This window comes from Actinomadura luzonensis (assembly GCF_022664455.2).
Classification (GTDB): domain Bacteria; phylum Actinomycetota; class Actinomycetes; order Streptosporangiales; family Streptosporangiaceae; genus Nonomuraea; species Nonomuraea luzonensis.
In genome coordinates this window covers 1,115,018-1,128,442 of record NZ_JAKRKC020000001.1, presented here as the reverse complement: position 1 = coordinate 1,128,442, position 13,425 = coordinate 1,115,018, and the positions used below count along the sequence as shown (strand labels likewise).

The following is a 13,425-nucleotide window of genomic DNA, read 5'->3' as shown; positions in this document are numbered from 1 at the left end:
TGCCGCTAGAGCACTCTGGCGAAGTGATGCTGCGGCTTCCTGATGACCATGGTGACCTCGTCGTGCGAGGCGGGGTAGCGCCCGCTGGTCAGCCGGGACATCACGGCGATCGCCGCGCGCCCCAGCCAGCCCGCGCGGGCCGGGCCGCTCGCCCGCCGCTCCTCGTCGATGATCATCAGGCCGCGGCTCAGGCAGAACGCGTGCATGCCGTCGGCGGAGGCCAGCGGCTCGTACACGGCGGGCAGCGGCCCCGGCGTGCCCTTCCTGACGACCGCGCGCCACAGCGCCCGGCGCACCCACGACGGCGTGACGCGGTCCAGCAGCCCGTACGCCGACCTGCGGTCGCGCATGCGCAGCAGCACCAGCCCGCCCGGCCGCAGCGACTGCAGCAGCCGGTCGAGGACGAGCTCGGCGTGCCTGACGCGCTCCAGCAGGAACGACAGCTGGATCAGGTCGTAGGCCCTGGGTGCCAGCGGCACGCCGCGCAGGTCGCCGAGCGACCAGGACACGAGGTCGGCCCGCTCCTCCAGCACCGCGCGGACGGCCGGGTGGTCCTCGTCGACGCCGACGGACCTGGTCTCGATCCGCTCCAGCGCCAGTGGCTCGTCGTGGGCGCAGCCGGCGACCAGCACGTCGAGCCGTCTGCCGAACTGGCCGCTCCAGAGCTCGCGGACCCGCTGATCGAAGAGATCGCCTCGCTGGGCGACCGAGCGCACCTCAGACATGTGACCTAGCGTAGTCATCTGATCGGTATTGGTAACGCATATCCCTGCTAGCGTCCTGGCCCGTGAGCGACCAAATCTACGTGGGGAACGCCGGCGTCGACGCCGCGGGCGACCGCGGGTGGCTGCTCGGCCACTTCAAACCGCCCGGCGACCCCCGGCACAGCGAAGAGGTCGAGATCAAGTGGGGCGTCCACCCGCCCGGCGAGGAACGGGCGCACTGGGTGCGCGGCGAGGCCCGCACCGCCCTGCTCGTGCTGATCAGCGGGCGGTTCCGGGTCGAGCTGCCCGGTCGCAGCGTGCTGCTGGCCGAGCCGGGCGACTACGTGGTGTGGGGCAAGGGCGTCGACCACTCCTGGCGGGCCGAGGAGCCGTCCACCGTGCTGACCGTGCGCTGGCCCTCCGTACCTGGTTACCGCGTCGGCTGAGGCCTGGCGGCGAGTAGTCTGGGAAGCACACCCCCGAGACCTGGCAAGGCCGGGGGTAATCGTGATGCCGTCGTGGGGCTGTGGGCGTATCTGATGAGTCTTTCCGGACTGCTTGACCTTGTTCGCGCCGACCCGAAACTGACCGCCGCACTCGAAGAGGGCGGCGACGTGTCGCTGATCGCGCCGTCCGCGCTGCGGCCGTTCGGCGTGGCCGCGCTGGCCACGCACGACCAGCGCACCGTGCTCGCGGTCACCGCGACGGGCCGCGAGGCCGAAGACCTCGCCGCGGCGCTGACCAGTCTCCTGGAGCCCGCCTCCGTCGCGGTCTTCCCGGCCTGGGAGACGTTGCCGCACGAGCGCCTGTCGCCGCGCAGCGACACCGTGGGGCAGCGGCTGGCCGTGCTGCGCCGGCTGGCGCACCCGGTGAAGGGCGACTCCGCGGCCGGGCCGCTCAGCGTGATCGTGACCCCGGTCCGCGCGTTGCTGCAGCCCGTCGTCAAGGGGCTCGGCGACCTGGAGCCGATCCGGCTGCGCGCCGGCGACGACGCCGACCTCGACGAGGTCGTCGCCAAGCTGGTCGGCAACGGCTACCACCGGGTCGACATGGTGGAGCGGCGCGGCGAGGTGGCCGTGCGCGGCGGCCTGCTCGACGTCTTCCCGCCCACCGAAGAGCACCCGCTGCGGCTGGAGTTCTGGGGCGACACGGTCGAGGAGATCCGCTGGTTCAAGGTCGCCGACCAGCGCTCGCTGGAGGCGGCCGAGGGCGGGCTGTTCGCGCCGCCCTGCCGCGAGCTGCTGCTGACCGACGAGGTGCGGCGGCGGGCGGCCGAGCTGGCCGAGGAGTACCCGGCGCTCGCCGAGGTGCTCGACCAGCTCGCCGAGGGCACCCCGGTGGAGGGCATGGAGGCGTTCGCGCCCGCCCTGGCCGGCGAGATGGACCTGCTGCTGGACCACCTGCCGGTCCGCTCGGCGGTGTTCGTGTGCGACCCCGAGCGCATCAGGGGCCGCGCCGAGGAGCTGGTGCGCACCTCGCAGGAGTTCCTGGAGGCGTCCTGGATCAACGCCGCGGCCGGCGGCGAGGCGCCCATCGACCTCGGGGCGGCGGCCTTCCGCACGCTGGAGGACGTCCGCGGCCACGCCGACGCCCTCGGCCAGCCGTGGTGGACGATGGCGCCCTTCGGCAACGGCGCCGAGCTGGACGCCCAGGACAGCGAGGCCTACCGCGGCGACACCGCCAAGGCGCTGGCCGACATCAAGGGCTGGCTGGCCGAGGAGAAGGCCGTCGTGCTGCTCAGCGAGGGCCACGGCCCGGCCGAGCGCATGGTCGAGGTGCTGAAGAGCGTCGACGTGCCGGCCCGGCTGCAGCCGTTCCTGGACAAGGCGCCCGAGCGCAAGGTCGTGCACGTCAGCACCGGCCTGATCGAGCACGGCTTCGTCACCCCCACGCTGGCCGTGCTCACCCACCTCGACCTGGTCGGCCAGAAGGCCTCCACCAAGGACATGCGCCGGCTGCCCTCGCGCCGCCGCAACATGGTCGACCCGCTCCAGCTCAAGACCGGCGACCACGTCGTGCACGAGCAGCACGGCGTCGGCCGCTACGTCGAGATGGTGCAGCGCACGGTGCAGGGCGCCACCCGCGAGTACCTCGTCATCGAGTACGCCAAGGGCGACCGCCTCTACGTGCCCACCGACCAGCTCGACGAGGTCACCCGCTACGTCGGCGGCGAGGCGCCCACGCTCAACCGCATGGGCGGCGCCGACTGGGCCAAGGCCAAGTCCCGCGCCAAGAAGGCGGTCAAGGAGATCGCCGGCGAGCTGATCAGGCTCTACTCCGCCCGCATGGCCTCGCCCGGCCACGCCTTCGGCGCCGACACGCCGTGGCAGCGGGAGATGGAGGACGCCTTCCCCTACGCCGAGACCGGCGACCAGCTCGCGGCCATCGACGAGGTCAAGCGCGACATGGAGCGCGGCGTCCCGATGGACCGGCTGATCTGCGGCGACGTCGGCTACGGCAAGACCGAGATCGCGGTGCGGGCGGCGTTCAAGGCGGTGCAGGACGGCAAGCAGGTGGCGGTGCTCGTGCCGACCACGCTGCTGGTGCAGCAGCACATGTCCACCTTCGCCGAGCGGTTCTCCAGCTTCCCCGTCACGGTCAAGCCGATCTCCCGCTTCCAGACCGACGGCGAGGTCAAGGCCACCCTCGACGGCCTGCGCACCGGCGCGGTGGACGTCGTCATCGGCACCCACCGGCTGCTCAGCCCCGAGGTGCGCTTCAAGGACCTCGGCCTGATCATCATCGACGAGGAGCAGCGCTTCGGCGTCGAGCACAAGGAGGCCATGAAGCACCTGCGCACGCAGGTGGACGTGCTGGCCATGTCGGCCACGCCGATCCCGCGCACGCTGGAGATGGGTCTGACCGGCATCCGCGAGATGTCGACCATCCTCACCCCGCCGGAGGAGCGGCACCCGATCCTCACCTTCGTGGGGCCGTACGAGGAGAAGCAGATCGCGGCGGCGATCCGGCGCGAGCTGATGCGCGACGGCCAGGTCTTCTTCGTCCACAACCGGGTGGCCTCCATCAACCGGGTCGCGGCGCGGCTGCGCGAGCTGGTGCCGGAGGCGCGCATCGCGGTCGCCCACGGCCAGATGAACGAGCACCAGCTCGAGAAGATCATGGTGGGCTTCTGGGAGCGCGAGTACGACGTGCTCGTCTCCACCACGATCGTCGAGTCCGGCCTCGACGTGCCCAACGCCAACACCCTCATCGTGGACCGGGCCGACAACTACGGCCTGAGCCAGCTCCACCAGCTCCGCGGCCGGGTGGGCCGGGGCCGCGAGCGCGGCTACGCCTACTTCCTCTACCCGCCGGAGAAGCCGCTCACCGAGACCGCCCACGAGCGCCTGGCCACCATCTCCCAGCACACCGAGATGGGCGCCGGCATGTACGTCGCGATGAAGGACCTGGAGATCCGCGGCGCCGGCAACGTGCTCGGCGCCGAGCAGTCCGGCTTCATCGCGGGCGTCGGCTTCGACCTGTACGTGCGCCTCATGTCCGAGGCCGTGCAGGAGCAGAAGGCCAAGCTCGACGGCGGCGAGGAGCGCGAGGAGACGCCCGACGTCAAGGTCGAGCTGCCGATCAACGCCCACATCCCGCACGACTACGTCACCTCCGAGCGGCTGCGGCTGGAGGCGTACAAGCGGATGGCCGCGATCGCCGAGGAGAGCGACATCACCGAGGTGCGCGAGGAGCTGACCGACCGCTACGGCAAGCCGCCCGTCGAGGTGGACAACCTGCTGGAGGTCGCCAGGTTCCGCATCAAGGCCCGCAAGGCCGGCCTGACGGACGTCACGCTGCAGGGCCAGAACATCAAGTTCGGCCCGGCCAGGCTGCGCGAGTCGCAGCAGGTGCGCCTCGACCGGCTCTACAAGAAGGCCGTCTACAAGCACGCCGCGGAGACCCTGCTCGTGCCGATCCCGAAGACCAAGCCGCTCGGCGGGCAGCCGTTGCGCGACCTCGACCTGCTCAAATGGTGCGGAGACCTGGTCGAGGCGCTGTTCCTTGAGCCCGCACGGGTAAGCTAGCGGCGGTTTTTCGGTCGGAAAGGGACGCATGTGAAGTCGATACGAGTGGCGGTGGCCGCCGCCGCGGCGGGCCTGGCCCTGACCGCCTGCTCTTCCCCCTCCCACATCGGGGCCGCTGCCGTGGTCGGCGACCAGCGCATCACGGTCAGCGAGGTCAATGCGGACGCGGAGGCGTACAAGGCGGCGCTCAAGAGGAACAACCTCAGCGAGGCGGACCTCGGCGGGGTGCCGGTCAGCCACGTCGTGCTGCAGCGCCTGCTCAACGTGGCCATCACCGAGCAGTTGCTCGACCGCTACAAGGTGCAGGTCAGCGAGACGGAGATCGACGCCGCGATCAAGGACCCCGGCCAGTTCCAGTCGGCCGAGATCAACCTGCTGTCGCAGGGCGTGGTGCCGTCCGACGCCCGCGACTACGGGCGGGCGATGGTCGGGCTGAGCAAGCTGCAGCAGCAGTTCGGCGGGGAGAGCGGCAACCAGCGGCTGGCCCAGGAGTTCAACTCCGTCAAGCCGGTGATCAACCCGCGTTACGGCGCGCTCAACCCGCAGCGCACGCAGGAGAACCCGGGGCCGTTCATCGACCCGGGCCGCTTCGGCAAGCCGGCGGCCACCCCGCAGCAGACGGCGCAGGGCTAGCCGGTGCCGCTCGTCGTCGTCACCACCTCGCCCAGGGTCGCCCCCGGGCTGCTGAGCCACCAGGCCTGGCAGGCGCTGCGCTCCGGTCCCGTGCTGACCGGGGCGGCGGCGCACCCGCAGCTTCCCTACCTGGCCGAGGCCGGGATCGCGGCCGAGGTCGTCGAACCCGACCCGGCGGGGCTCGCCGCGCGGGCGGTCACCGAGACCGTGGTGTGGCTGGCCGGCGACGACGAGGAGGAGTTCATGCGGGCGGTCGGGCACGCCGCCGTGGCGATGGCCGACCCGCCGCTGATCGAGGTCGTGCCGGGCTCGTACGACCTGCCCGGCGCGCGGGTGCTCGACCTGGTCGCGGTCATGGACCGGCTGCGCGCCGAGTGCCCTTGGGACCGCAAGCAGACGCACGAGTCGCTGGTGCCGTACCTGCTCGAAGAGGCGTACGAGGTGCTGGAGACCATCGAGCAGGGCGACTACGCGGCGCTCCGCGAGGAGCTGGGCGACCTGCTGCTCCAGGTGGTCTTCCACGCCCGGGTGGCCGAGGGCTTCGACATGGACGACGTGGCGGCCGGCATCGTGGACAAGCTGGTGCGCAGGCACCCGCACGTGTTCGGCTCGGTGCGGGCCGAGAGCGCCGACGAGGTCAACGACAACTGGGAGGCCATCAAGGCGGCCGAGCGGGCCGCCAAGGGGCGCGAGTCGGCGCTCGACGGCGTCCCCATGGGGCAGCCGGCGTTGTCGCTGGCCGCCCAGCTCGTCCGCCGCGCCGAGCGGGCCGGCGCGCCCGAGGCGCTGGCGGCCGGGGTCGGGCAGGGCGTGGCGCGGGAGCTGTTCGACCTGGTGCGCAGGGCCGCGGAGGCGGGGCTCGACGCCGAGGCGGAGCTGCGGGCGGCGGCCCGGGCCTACCGCGACCGGGTGCGGGCGTGGGAGAGCCGCTGACGCCCACGGCGTCCGGCCCGACCGCGACCGATAGGCTCTGAAGGCATAATCGTCTTCCACGATTTAGGAGCGCATCCCGTGGCTACCATCGAGGTCGTTTACGCTCGCGAGATCCTCGACTCCCGGGGCAACCCCACGGTCGAGGTCGAGGTGGTGCTCGACGACGGCAGCACCGGCCGCGCGGCCGTGCCGAGCGGGGCGTCCACCGGCCAGTTCGAGGCGGTCGAGCTGCGTGACGGCGGCAAGCGGTACGGCGGCAAGGGCGTGGAGAAGGCCGTCCTCGCCGTCACCGACCAGATCTTCGAGGAGATCAGCGGGGTCGAGGCCGAGGACCAGCGCATCATCGACCAGATCATGATGGACATCGACCGCACGCCCAACAAGTCGAAGCTGGGCGCCAACGCCATCCTCGGCGTGTCGCTGGCCGTCGCCAAGGCCGCCGCCGACAGCGCCGAGCTGCCGCTCTTCCGCTACCTGGGCGGCCCCAACGCGCACGTGCTGCCGGTCCCGATGATGAACATCCTCAACGGCGGCGCCCACGCCGACACCAACGTGGACATCCAGGAGTTCATGATCGCGCCGATCGGGGCGGAGACGTTCCGCGAGGCCGTGCGCATGGGCGCCGAGGTCTACCACGCGCTGAAGAGCGTGCTGAAGGAGAAGGGCTACGCCACCGGCCTCGGCGACGAGGGCGGCTTCGCCCCCAACCTGCCCTCCAACCGCGACGCGCTCGACCTGATCCTCGTCGCGATCGAGCGGGCCGGCTACACCCCGGGCGAGGACGTCGCGCTCGCGCTCGACGTGGCCGCCACCGAGTTCCACAAGGACGGCGTCTACACGATCGACGGCAAGGGCCTGTCGGCGCAGGAGCTCATCGCCTTCTACGAGGACCTGGTCGCCAACTACCCGCTGGTCTCCATCGAGGACCCGCTCGACGAGGAGGACTGGGAGGGCTGGAAGGCCATCACCGCGGCCCTCGGCGACAAGGTGCAGATCGTCGGCGACGACCTGTTCGTCACCAACCCCGAGCGGCTGGAGCGCGGCATCGCCGAGGGCGCGGCCAACGCCCTGCTGGTCAAGGTCAACCAGATCGGCACGCTGTCGGAGACGCTCGACGCCGTCGACCTCGCCCACCGCAGCGGCTACCGCTGCATGATGAGCCACCGCTCCGGCGAGACCGAGGACACCACGATCGCCGACCTCGCGGTGGCGGTCAACTGCGGCCAGATCAAGACGGGCGCGCCCGCCCGCTCCGACCGCGTCGCCAAGTACAACCAGCTGCTGCGCATCGAGGAGCTCCTCGACGACGCCGCCCGCTACGCGGGTCGCGCGGCGTTTCCGCGTTTCCGGCGCTAGTTTCGGGTAACGGCCCGCGGTGACCCCGTTCAGACAGCGCGGGCCGTTTTCCCGAGGGGGTGTGTGCAGCAAGTGGCGAAGAGGCCGCAGCTCACCGGGCGGGCCGCCATCCTGGCCGTCGTGGTGTGCGCGATCGCGATGAGCCTGGCCTACCCTGTGCGCGAGTACATCAGCCTGCGCCGCAGCATCTCCGAGCTGCGCGCGGAGAAGGCCAGGGTCGAGGCGGAGAAACAGGCGCTGCTGGCCCGGGACCGGCAGGCCAACGATCCCAACTGGATCAAGAGGACGGCGAAGGAGCGGCTGCATTACTGCGGTCCCGGCGAGAGGTGCTTCGTCGTGATGGAGCCGGAGCAGAGCGTGCGGCGGGCGAGCGTGAAGGAGCCCGCGCAGGTGCCGCCGTGGTACCAGACGCTCTGGGAGTCGGTGGAGGCCGCCGACAAGGGCACCGGGCGCAGGGCCGTCACGGGCCCCGCCGAGCGGCCCGCCACGGGCCCCACCCCGGGCTCGACCACGGGCTCGACCACGGGCTCGACCACGGGCCCCACCGCCGGCCCCACCGGCAAGCCCAAGCCCACGGCCCGGCCGGCGGCGACACCGAAGGCGACACCGAAGGCGACGCCTCCCGCGACGCCGGCGGCGACGCCCACGACGACTAAGGAAAGTGTTGGACAGTAAAGACGTCGAGGTGGTGCGGCAGCAGCTCGGCCGCCCGCCCCGGGGCCTCCGCGCCGTGGCGCACCGCTGCCCGTGCGGCAATCCCGACGTGGTGGAGACCGCGCCGCGGCTGCCCGACGGCTCGCCCTTCCCGACCCTGTACTACCTGACCTGCCCGAAGGCGGCCTCGGCCATCGGCACGCTGGAGGGCTCCGGCCTGATGCGCGACCTGCAGGCCAGGCTCGGCGCCGACCCCGAGCTGGCCGCCGCCTACCAGGCCGCGCACGACGACTACGTGCGCAGGCGCGACGCGGCGGCCGAGGAGGAGGGCCTGGAGCCGCTCCCGCGTGACATGCAGAGCACCGGAGGCATGCCGAAGCGGGTCAAGTGCCTGCACGCGCTCGTCGCGCACGAGCTGGCGGTGCCCGGTGCCAACCCGATCGGCCGGGAGGCGCTGGATGCCCTCCCCGAGTGGTGGAGTGACGGACCATGCGTGTAGCCGCCGTCGACTGCGGCACCAATTCCGTGCGTCTGCTCATCGCGGACGTCGGCGACGAGCTCATCGACGACGTCGAGCGGCGGATGGAGATCGTCCGCCTGGGGCAGGGCGTCGACCGGACCGGCCGGCTCGCCCCCGACGCGCTGGAGCGCACGTTCAAGGCCATGCGGGCCTACCGGGAGCTGATCGACCGGCACGGCGCGAGCGCGACCCGCGTCGTGGCGACCAGCGCGACCAGGGACGCCGAGAACCGGGCCGACTTCGTGGCCGGGGTGCGCGAGATCTTCGGCGTCGAGCCGGAGGTCGTGTCGGGGTCGGAGGAGGCCGAGCTGTCGTTCTCCGGGGCGACCAAGGGCCTGGTCCGGCTGTCGCCGGAGACCGAGGTGCCGCAGGGGCCGCTGCCGCCGTACCTGGTGGTGGACATCGGCGGCGGGTCCACCGAGTTCGTCGTGGGCTCCGAGCACGCCGAGTCGGCGCTGTCGGTCGACATCGGCTGCGTGCGGCTGACCGAGCGCCACCTCAAGGACGCGGGCGACCCCCCGCCGGCGGAGGCGCTGGAGGCCGTGGTGGCCGACATCGAGGCCGCGCTGGACCGGGTGGAGTCGGAGGTGCCGGTGCGCCGCGCCCACACGCTGGTGGGCCTGGCCGGTTCGGTGACGACGGTCGCGGGCATCGCGCTCGACCTGCCGGCGTACGAGCCGGAGCGCATTCACCATTCCCGTATTTCCGCCGAGCAGGTGCACGAGGTGACGCGGCGGCTGCTGGCGATGACGCATGGTGAGCGCGCGGCGCTGCCGGTGATGCATCCGGGACGGGTGGACGTCATCGGGGCGGGTTCGCTGATTCTGGACCGGATCGTGCGCCGTTTCGCGTTCTCGCAGGTCGTGGTGAGTGAGCACGACATCCTGGACGGTATCGCCTGGTCGCTCGCCCGATAGATACGGCGGTATACGGACATTTACGATCTTTGCCTGTGTTGAGTGTGCAATCATAATTGTGCTTAGGTAAAGGGGCATTACGGGGGCTTTGCCATATTGCTGTGCACGGAAGGTGCCGGCGTGGCGACCGTTCCCGAGCGCGTCCTTTTCCCTCACACGGAATGGAGCACTCTCACCATGAAGTTCTCTGGGTTAGCCGCTCGCAGGGCGGCGGCCTTCGGGGCGTCCGCCGCGGTGCTGGCCGCCCTGACCGCGGGCCTGGCGGCCGGGCCCGCGCAGGCCTCCACGACCACCAAGTCCGGCGTCAAGGTCTCGGCCACCGCGCCCAAGGCCAAGCCGGGCTCGTACGAGGGCGACTGCCCCGTCAAGGTCAGCTTCTCGGCGAAGATCAAGGTGTCCGTCAAGGGCAAGACCGAGCTGGCCTACCGCTGGCTGCACGGCGACGGCTCCAGGAGCAAGGTCGCCGTGGTCAAGCTCAAGGGCCACGGCACCAAGACGGTCACCGTCAGGCAGTCGATCACCTTCAAGGAGGACGTCAAGGGCTGGGAGGCCGTTCAGGTCCTCGGTCCGAAGAAGTACACCTCCAAGAAGGGCTACTTCTCCGTCTCCTGTGACAAGCCGGCGGAAGAGCCGAACGTCGACATCCACCTGCCGCAGTCCCCGTCGGTGTCGGCCCGCGCCTGGGCCAGCCCCGACTCCTACGTCGGCGTCTGCACCCCGGGTGACAAGATCAGCTTCGGCGGCCTGATCAAGGCCGACCGGCCCACCTGGGTCAGGTACCGCTGGGTCCTCAACGGCGACACGGTCGACTACGGCAAGATCAAGGTCCGGCACGCGGCCCGGGTCGGCTTCGGCCTCTCGCCGCGCGAGAGCCAGCGCGGCTGGGCGCAGCTCCAGATCCTCGGCCGTGACGGCGCCTCCTCCAACCGGGCCTACTACAAGGTCTGGTGCAAGGAGCCGGCCCCCGCTCCCGTCACCAAGGTCTCGGTGTCCGGTCTGGTGACCGGCACCAACCACGACGGCTGCAAGGTCGGCGCGCACGCCACCGTCGCCACGACCGGCCCCGGCAGGGTCGCCTGGACGTGGGAGGTGAACGGCGTCTCGGTCCTGAAGGGCGAGTCGTACTTCCGCGGCTCCGGCGCCCGGACCGTGGACCTGCCCGACAGCGCGCTGACGGGTGAGGCGACCAAGGGCGGCACCGTCAGGCTGACGGTGAGCGGCCCGCACAACACGGACTCGATCTCGCAGACGTACGCCGCCTGCAAGGTCGTGACCACGCAGGCTCCGGCGACCCCGGCCCCGTCCGGGACGCCGACGGCCACGGCCGACACCAAGGCGTGACGCCTGGTCCGATCCGCTGAGCAACCGGGTGGCCGCCTCGTGCGCCACCCGGTTCCTCATGTGTGAGCATTCGTGTCATGAGTTCCGTACCGCCCGGCACCGGCTGGCCCGGTGACCCCGCCACCGCCGAGACCCCCGTCGCGCACGACCCCGCCGACGTGCGCCGCCTGGCCGACGGCAGCGCCACCCTGGCGGAGCTGACGGCCAGGCAGTCGGTCTGCCGGGCGTGCCCGCGGCTGGTGGAGTGGCGGGAGCAGGTCGCCACGGTCAAGCGGCGGGCGTTCGCCGGCGAGACGTACTGGGGCCGCCCCGTCCCCGGCTGGGGCGCGGAGGAGCCGCGGATCGTGCTGGTGGGGCTCGCGCCGGCCGCGCACGGCGGCAACAGGACCGGCCGCATCTTCACCGGCGACCGCAGCGGCGACTGGCTGTTCGCCTCGCTGCACCGCGCCGGGCTGGCGGCCCAGGAGACCAGCACGTACGCGGGCGACGGCCAGCGGCTCATCGGCACCCGCGTGGTGGCCTCGGTCCGCTGCGCGCCCCCGGCGAACAAGCCGACGCCGGAGGAGAAGGCGGCCTGCTTCCCGTGGATGGCCAGGGAGCTGGCGATGGTCGCGCCGCACGCCCGGGTGGTGGTGGCGCTCGGCGGCTACGCCTGGCAGGCCATGTGGCCGGCGCTGCGGGAGGCGGGCTACGAGCTGCCGCGCAGCCGCCCGCCGTTCGGGCACGGCGCCGAGGTCGAGGTCCGGCACGGGGGCGCGCCCGTCACGTTGCTCGGCTGCTACCACCCGAGCCAGCAGAACACCTTCACCGGCCGCGTCACCGCCCGGATGCTGGACGACATCTTCCTCAGGGCCAGGTCACTGGCTGTGTGACGCGTCCCACCATGCCCGGGTTGGATTCGGCGGGAGCCCCTGACGTAGGCTTGTGAATGCTTTCACAAGCACCACGAGGGATGGGGCCTCAGGATGAACAAGCACGTGCTCATCGTCGGCGGCGGATACGTCGGCCTCTACACGGCGCTCCGGCTGCAGCGCAAGCTCTCTCGCGAGCTGCGCGGCGGCGAGGTGAGCGTCACGATCATCGACCCCCAGTCCTACATGACGTACCAGCCGTTCCTGCCGGAGGCGGCGGCCGGCAACCTCTCGCCGCGGCACCTGGTGGCGCCGCTGCGGCGGGTCCTGCCGAAGGTGCGCATCCTGAACGGCACGGTCACCACGGTCAAGCACGGCGACCGCGTGGTGACCTTCCAGCCGCCCGAGGGCGAGCCGCGCCAGATCGGCTACGACGTGCTGGTGATGGCGGCCGGGTCCATCTCCCGCACGCTGCCCATCCCCGGGCTCACCGACATCGGCATCGGCTTCAAGACCGTGGGCGAGGCGATCGCGCTGCGCAACCGGGTGCTGCACCTGCTCGACGTGGCCGAGTCCACCGAGGATCCCGAGGTGCGGCGCAGGGCGCTGACGTTCGTCGTGGTCGGCGCGGGCTTCGCCGGCGTCGAGGCGCTGGCCGAGCTGGAGGACATGGCCAAGGACTCCGTGCGCTACTACCGCAACATCAAGGCGTCGGACATCCGCTGGGTGCTGGTGGAGGCCACCAGCCGGGTGCTGCCCGAGGTCGGCCCCGAGATGGGCAAGTGGACGCTGGAGCAGCTCCGCGAGCGCGGCATCGACGTCCGGCTGGAGACCCGGCTGGAGTCGTGCGAGGGCGGGCACGTGGTGCTCTCCGACGGCACCGAGTTCGACGCCGAGACCCTGGTGTGGACGGCGGGCGTCAAGCCCAGCCCCGTCGTCAACGACAGCGACCTGCCGCTCGACGAGCGCGGCCGGATCAAGACCACGGCCCTGCTGACCGTCCAGGCGAGCCCGGGCGCCTTCGCCGCCGGCGACGCGGCGGGCGTGCCCGACGTGACCAACCCCGGCCAGTACTGCGCGCCCAACGCCCAGCACGCCGTGCGTCAGGCCAAGGTGCTGGCCGACAACATCGTCCGCTACCTGCGCGGTCAGGAACTGGTCGAATACCGCCACAAGTACGTCGGATCGGTCGCCGGCCTCGGCCTGCACCAGGGCGTCGCCAATGTCTATGGCGTCAAGCTTCGCGGATTCCCTGCGTGGTTCATGCACCGGACCTACCATCTGTCGCGGGTGCCGACGCTGAACCGCAAGGTCCGCGTCGTCGTCGATTGGACCCTGGCCCTGTTCTTCAAGCGCGAGACGATCTCCCTGGGCGAGATGGAGCACCCGCGCGAGGGCTTCAGGGCCGCCGTCGCGACGATGCGCCGCTAGCCCGGGTCCGGCGGACGCCCCGGCCCGCATGGCCGGGGCGGTGCGGCGCCCCTGGTC

The 13,425-nt window shown here is 71.7% G+C and carries 12 protein-coding genes; 11 read left to right on the top strand and 1 reads right to left on the bottom strand.

Annotated features, from left to right (window positions below):
* Positions 1–5: 5 nt before the first annotated feature.
* Positions 6–725 carry a class I SAM-dependent methyltransferase gene (locus MF672_RS05280; RefSeq protein WP_242381045.1) on the bottom strand — a complete coding sequence of 240 codons (720 nt, stop codon included), beginning with the start codon at positions 723–725 and terminating at the stop codon, positions 6–8.
* Positions 726–787: 62 nt separating this feature from the next.
* Here MF672_RS05280 and MF672_RS05275 point away from each other — a divergent pair, with 62 nt between their 5' ends.
* The 11 genes from MF672_RS05275 to MF672_RS05225 all read left to right on the top strand — a co-directional run bounded on the left by MF672_RS05275 (position 788) and on the right by MF672_RS05225 (position 13,368).
* Positions 788–1,150 carry a cupin domain-containing protein gene (locus tag MF672_RS05275; RefSeq protein ID WP_242381044.1) on the top strand — a complete coding sequence of 121 codons (363 nt, stop codon included), beginning with the start codon at positions 788–790 and terminating at the stop codon, positions 1,148–1,150.
* Between the two features lie 93 nt (positions 1,151–1,243).
* Positions 1,244–4,732 carry a transcription-repair coupling factor gene (gene mfd, locus MF672_RS05270; protein ID WP_242381043.1) on the top strand — a complete coding sequence of 1,163 codons (3,489 nt, stop codon included), beginning with the start codon at positions 1,244–1,246 and terminating at the stop codon, positions 4,730–4,732.
* A 30-nt stretch (positions 4,733–4,762) separates the two neighbouring features.
* Positions 4,763–5,365 (top strand): SurA N-terminal domain-containing protein, encoded by a 603-nt coding sequence (locus tag MF672_RS05265; RefSeq protein ID WP_242381042.1) that lies wholly within the window; start codon positions 4,763–4,765, stop codon positions 5,363–5,365.
* A 3-nt stretch (positions 5,366–5,368) separates the two neighbouring features.
* The gene (locus MF672_RS05260) at positions 5,369–6,298 is read left to right on the top strand and encodes a nucleoside triphosphate pyrophosphohydrolase (protein WP_242381041.1); all 930 of its coding nucleotides are present in this window, start codon (positions 5,369–5,371) and stop codon (positions 6,296–6,298) included.
* A 78-nt stretch (positions 6,299–6,376) separates the two neighbouring features.
* Complete coding sequence (gene eno / locus MF672_RS05255) at positions 6,377–7,654, top strand: phosphopyruvate hydratase (protein WP_242381040.1); 1,278 nt, start codon at positions 6,377–6,379, stop codon at positions 7,652–7,654.
* Between the two features lie 72 nt (positions 7,655–7,726).
* Positions 7,727–8,329: an FtsB family cell division protein gene (locus tag MF672_RS05250; RefSeq protein WP_242381039.1), complete on the top strand. Its 603-nt coding sequence runs from the start codon at positions 7,727–7,729 to the stop codon at positions 8,327–8,329.
* A complete protein-coding gene (locus MF672_RS05245) occupies positions 8,319–8,807 on the top strand; it encodes a DUF501 domain-containing protein (protein WP_242381038.1) in 489 nt (162 codons plus the stop codon). The genes MF672_RS05250 and MF672_RS05245 overlap by 11 nt, the downstream gene beginning before the upstream one ends.
* Positions 8,798–9,745: a Ppx/GppA phosphatase family protein gene (locus tag MF672_RS05240; protein WP_242381037.1), complete on the top strand. Its 948-nt coding sequence runs from the start codon at positions 8,798–8,800 to the stop codon at positions 9,743–9,745. The genes MF672_RS05245 and MF672_RS05240 overlap by 10 nt, the downstream gene beginning before the upstream one ends.
* Before the next feature lie 177 nt (positions 9,746–9,922).
* Positions 9,923–11,086, top strand: a complete 1,164-nt coding sequence (locus tag MF672_RS05235; protein WP_242381036.1) for a hypothetical protein — start codon at positions 9,923–9,925, stop codon at positions 11,084–11,086.
* A gap of 77 nt (positions 11,087–11,163) precedes the next feature.
* Positions 11,164–11,958 (top strand): uracil-DNA glycosylase, encoded by a 795-nt coding sequence (locus MF672_RS05230; protein WP_242381035.1) that lies wholly within the window; start codon positions 11,164–11,166, stop codon positions 11,956–11,958.
* A 93-nt stretch (positions 11,959–12,051) separates the two neighbouring features.
* Entirely contained in the window at positions 12,052–13,368 is a 1,317-nt protein-coding gene (locus MF672_RS05225; RefSeq protein WP_242381034.1) for an NAD(P)/FAD-dependent oxidoreductase, read from the top strand.
* Positions 13,369–13,425: the final 57 nt, after the last annotated feature.

Coding starts and splice junctions, on each gene's coding strand:
- mfd (WP_242381043.1), top strand. CDS start 1,244: ATGAGTCTTTCCGGACTGCTTGACCTTGTTCGCGCCGACCCGAAACTG.
- MF672_RS05240 (WP_242381037.1), top strand. CDS start 8,798: ATGCGTGTAGCCGCCGTCGACTGCGGCACCAATTCCGTGCGTCTGCTC.
- MF672_RS05230 (WP_242381035.1), top strand. CDS start 11,164: ATGAGTTCCGTACCGCCCGGCACCGGCTGGCCCGGTGACCCCGCCACC.
- MF672_RS05235 (WP_242381036.1), top strand. CDS start 9,923: ATGAAGTTCTCTGGGTTAGCCGCTCGCAGGGCGGCGGCCTTCGGGGCG.
- MF672_RS05225 (WP_242381034.1), top strand. CDS start 12,052: ATGAACAAGCACGTGCTCATCGTCGGCGGCGGATACGTCGGCCTCTAC.
- MF672_RS05280 (WP_242381045.1), bottom strand. CDS start 725: ATGTCTGAGGTGCGCTCGGTCGCCCAGCGAGGCGATCTCTTCGATCAG.